Below are 4,404 nucleotides of genomic sequence, written 5' to 3' on the forward strand. Positions count from 1 at the left end.
ACTGTAGAAACGGAATAAACTACGCCTAATGTGGCTAGTTTCATGTGCTTCATTACATATACCCATCCAAAAGCGGTAGAAGCTAAAATAAGTACCCCAATAAAAAACCAACTTGTTTTTAATGAGACTTCATTGTTACTAGCAACTTTCAGAAAGTAATCACCAATAACACCAAGTGAGCTTAAAGCAATCACGGCTAAAACAGCTATACCTGTTTGGTTCATAAGATTGAGAAAATTGGAAATTAAGTGCTGTTGGCACCGGATGTTTATATAGTATACCAGTTTTTTACTTAAATAAGTATCATTGAAATTAGGGTGGTTGAAAGCAGGGAAATGAGCAAAACCTACAAAGCAACTGGTATTAATCTCAAGGCGCAAGCATTGGGTGAATCTGATAAAATAGTCACAATTTTAACTCAAGAATTTGGGTTAATTCGGGCAGTTGCGACGGGAGTGCGGAAACAAAACTCCAGCTTGGGAGGGAGAATGGGGATGTTTGTGATTAATGAATTACTCATCTCCCCAGGACGAAATCTCGATAGAATTACTCAAGCGGAAACTATCAAGACGTATCCAGGTTTATCTCAGGATTTGGGTAAATTAGCGGCTAGTCAGTATTTAGCGGAAATAGTTTTGTGTCAAGCGTTAAGCGAACAACCGCAAACAGAACTTTATGAGTTATTCAATGAGCATCTGCAACGGCTAGAGGATATACCCAGAGCAGAAGTAAATTGTGTAATTGCTTATTTAGTGCAAGCTGTGTTTCAACTTTTATCCTTAGCAGGACTAACACCACAAGTAGAGTCTTGTTGCTTAACTCAACAGCTTTTAACCCCAGACTGGACAAATCCCCATTGGCAAGTTGGATTTAGCATCCCTTCTGGTGGCATAATTTGTTTAGACGCTTGGAAAACCTTGCGAACAGAAATAGAGCAGGAGAAACGGGAAAAGAGGGAAATGGAGGAAAAAAGTCAGACAAATGTTTCCCATTCCCAGTTTTCAGGCTCTAACCCTAGCTACGAAACAGTTTTTCACCAGCAGGAGTTACCAATTATTTCTCGTCGGTTAAATGGGAAACAACTGGTTATGCTTCAACATCTGTCGGAAACAGAGATAATACAAATAGATGTAGCCGACTATTCTGGATGGTTAGCTGTTGAGCAAATTTTACGCCAGTATGTTCAGTATCATTTAGGACAACCTATTCGCTCTGCCACTTTGATTGACTCCTATTTTGCCGCCAACCATGATACAATCGTCTGATTTAGATAAAAAAAGCCGAACTCACTCACCTAGCGACGCTAAAAAAAAGCATAAAGCATTAGATCATAATGTTGCTGCTGTTCCTACACTTAGTCATATTCATAGTCCAGAAATGTCACTCAAAGATGTTTCTGAACATGGGAATTGTCCAGCAGAAATTCCATTAACTGATATTGCTCCAGCCTCAGAAATAAAATCTGATCCAGCATTAAAAGGTACGGAATTGAATGGTAAATTAACGACGGATTTAACGACGGAAACATTGCCATTAATGGATGCCAATTCTGGGGGTACGGATTCTACAAACAATCAACAGGCGGGGTTTTTACCTGTCTTAAAAAACCCTAATTTTCTCGCTCTTTGGGCGGGTCAAGTTTTCTGTCAACTAGCAGATAAGGTTTATTTGGTATTGATGATTGCTTTGATTAATAGTCAGTTTCAAGCTAGTGATCAAAGTATTAGTGGTTGGGTTTCGGCTTTAATGATGGCGTTTACAATTCCTGCCGTATTATTTGGTTCTGTAGCGGGGGTATTTGTAGATCGTTGGTCAAAAAAAGTTGTTTTGGTAGCATCAAATATTTGGCGTGGTATTCTGGTTTTACTGATTCCTACCCTGCTATGGTTAACCCATGATTGGCGGCCTGTGGGTGTTTTACCGGTGGGGTTTCTGATTATTTTAGGGGTGACTTTTTTGGTTTCTACCCTAACACAATTTTTTGCACCGGCAGAACAATCGGCTATTCCTTTAATAGTCAAAGAACAGGATTTGCTTTCGGCTAATTCTCTCTATACAACGACAATGATGGCTTCGGTGATTGTGGGTTTTGCGGTAGGAGAACCGGTTTTGGCATTGGCAGATGGACTGTGGACGCAGTTAGGTGGTGGTGGGGGATTGGGTAAGGAAATTTTGGTGGGTGGCAGTTATGCGATCGCTGGGTTAATATTATTTCTACTCCAAACTAACGAAAAACCCCATCCCCCGGAAACAGAATTTCCTCATGTTTTCTCCGACTTGCGCGACGGGTTACGTTACCTCCAAGAAAATCATCGCATCCGCAATGCTTTATTACAACTAATTATCCTATTTTCTGTCTTTGCTGCCCTAACTGTGCTGGCAGTTCGTATGGCAGAAATTATCCCGAATATGAAAGCTTCTCAATTCGGCTTTTTATTAGCATCTGCCGGTGTTGGTGTGGCAATTGGGGCGACAATTCTCGGACAATTTGGACAACGCTTTTCCTACAAACAACTGAGTTTTTGGGGTTGTCTAGGTATGGCAGGATCTTTAATTGGTTTATCACTGTTCACCACGCAACTTTTACCCGTGCTGCTATTTATAGCTTCCTTGGGAATATTTGGGGCTTTGGTGGGTATCCCTATGCAAACTGCAATCCAAACCGAAACACCTCCAGCTATGCGAGGTAAGGTATTTGGACTGCAAAATAACGTGATTAATATTGCCCTTTCTCTCCCCTTGGCTTTAGCTGGTGTGGCGGAAACTTTTATTGGCTTAAAAGCAGTATTTTTTACCTTAGCTGCGATCGTCTTAGTTGGCGGTCTCTTTACTTGGTATAATTCTGGGAAATCCTCAGATGGCAAATAGCCACAAACTGCATCAAACTATTGGGTTTCGTGCTAAACTTAATCCAGCAAGATGGAAAATACTTGCTGGGAATCAACTAAATAATCAGCATATTAACTTGTAATCAAGTTCAAAACTTTATAAATTAATAGCATTATCAATAAAGCTATTAATTGTTTAATTGCCCAGATTATTTAGGTTTTAAAGTTAGAGATATCTGAGTTTTTGTGAACACCAAAAATTCGGCTATAACAACTCCATAATAAAAACAGTATATCTTACCCTCGCTTTTTTTATAGATAACCGAAGAATGCGTATAGCTTGGATTGGAAAAAAAACACCCTTTTGCGGTAACGTCACCTACAGTCGAGAAATTACCAACGGATTACTAGACAGGGGACACGAGGTTAGTTTTCTGCACTTTGCCCAAGAACAGGCGACAACTGACAATTGGCCTAATTTTCAAGAAGTTCCTTTACCATTTATCTACAAGTCTCAGGTTTACACAATTCCCTCTTTTAAAGCAACTAAGGTTTTGAAAGATTCCCTACGGGAAATTAAACCGGATATAGTCCACGCTTCTCTGACTCTATCAACTTTAGATTTTGTTTTACCAGAAATTTGCGAAGAGTTAAATTTGCCCCTCATTGCCACTTTCCACACTCCATTTGCCGGGAAGGGAGCAAAATTAATATCTAGTACCCAACTTTTAGCTTATCAACTTTACGCTCCTTTTTTAGATCATTATGATCGGGTAATTATTTTTTCCCAAATTCAACGGGAATTACTCTCAAGTATGGGGGTGGGGGAAAGCAAAATTGCGGTGATTCCTAATGGTGTAGATCCTGTTAAGTATTCTCCCGGTGTTTCTCAGGTTAAAGCCGAATTTGGGGCTGAACGTTTGTTTGTTTATCAAGGGAGAATTGCCCAAGAAAAAAACGTTGAATCTCTCTTGCGCGCTTGGAAGCAATCAGACATGGGCGTTAATAGCAAATTATTGATTGTAGGTGATGGTCCATTAAAGCCTTCGCTAGAGTCATTTTATGGGCGAGAACATGGCATCATCTGGTTAGGATTTATCGCCGACGAAAATCGTCGCATCGAAATTTTACGAGGGGCAGATGTATTTATTTTACCTTCTTTGGTAGAGGGTTTATCCCTATCTTTATTAGAGGCTATGTCCTGTGGTGTAGCTTGTTTAGCAACTGATGTGGGTGCAGACGGGGAAGTTTTAGAAAAGGGTGCTGGTGTGGCTATTAATACAAGCAGTGTGCGATCGCAGTTAAAAACCCTCTTACCACTATGCCAAGATCATCCAGAGTTAACCACCTTGTTGGGAGAAAAAGCCAGAAAGCGAGTATTAGAACGCTATACCCTAAATGGTAATATTACCCAATTAGAAGAACTTTATAGTCAAGTTCTCGCCCAGCGCCCATTAACATTAAGTTGGGGCATTTAAACCCCGTAGGGGCGGGGTCTCCCCGCCCTTTGTATTGGTCTCCCCGCCCTTTGTATTGGTCTCCCCGCCCTTTGTATTGGTCTCCCCGCCCTTTGTAT

At 40.6% G+C, this 4,404-nt stretch carries 4 protein-coding genes; 3 read left to right on the top strand and 1 reads right to left on the bottom strand.

What is annotated here, in order from left to right; translation table 11 throughout:
• A partial coding sequence (locus tag PN471_RS04350; protein ID WP_271775806.1) for a hypothetical protein occupies positions 1 to 224 on the bottom strand: 224 nt, incomplete at its 3' end.
• Between the two features lie 111 nt (positions 225 to 335).
• Between PN471_RS04350 and recO the strand changes: the two genes are divergently transcribed.
• From recO to PN471_RS04365, 3 genes are all read left to right on the top strand, one after another.
• Positions 336 to 1,265 (top strand): DNA repair protein RecO, encoded by a 930-nt coding sequence (gene recO / locus PN471_RS04355; RefSeq protein WP_271775807.1) that lies wholly within the window; start codon positions 336 to 338, stop codon positions 1,263 to 1,265.
• Positions 1,249 to 2,868, top strand: a complete 1,620-nt coding sequence (locus tag PN471_RS04360; protein ID WP_271775808.1) for an MFS transporter — start codon at positions 1,249 to 1,251, stop codon at positions 2,866 to 2,868. Before recO ends, PN471_RS04360 begins: the two co-directional genes overlap by 17 nt.
• Positions 2,869 to 3,157: 289 nt before the next feature.
• Positions 3,158 to 4,306, top strand: coding sequence for a glycosyltransferase family 4 protein (locus PN471_RS04365; RefSeq protein WP_271775809.1), 1,149 nt, complete (start codon positions 3,158 to 3,160; stop codon positions 4,304 to 4,306).
• Positions 4,307 to 4,404 lie beyond the last annotated feature (98 nt).

The sequence above is a fragment of the Aphanizomenon sp. CS-733/32 genome, assembly GCF_028330045.1.
Taxonomy (GTDB): Bacteria; Cyanobacteriota; Cyanobacteriia; order Cyanobacteriales; family Nostocaceae; genus Dolichospermum; species Dolichospermum gracile.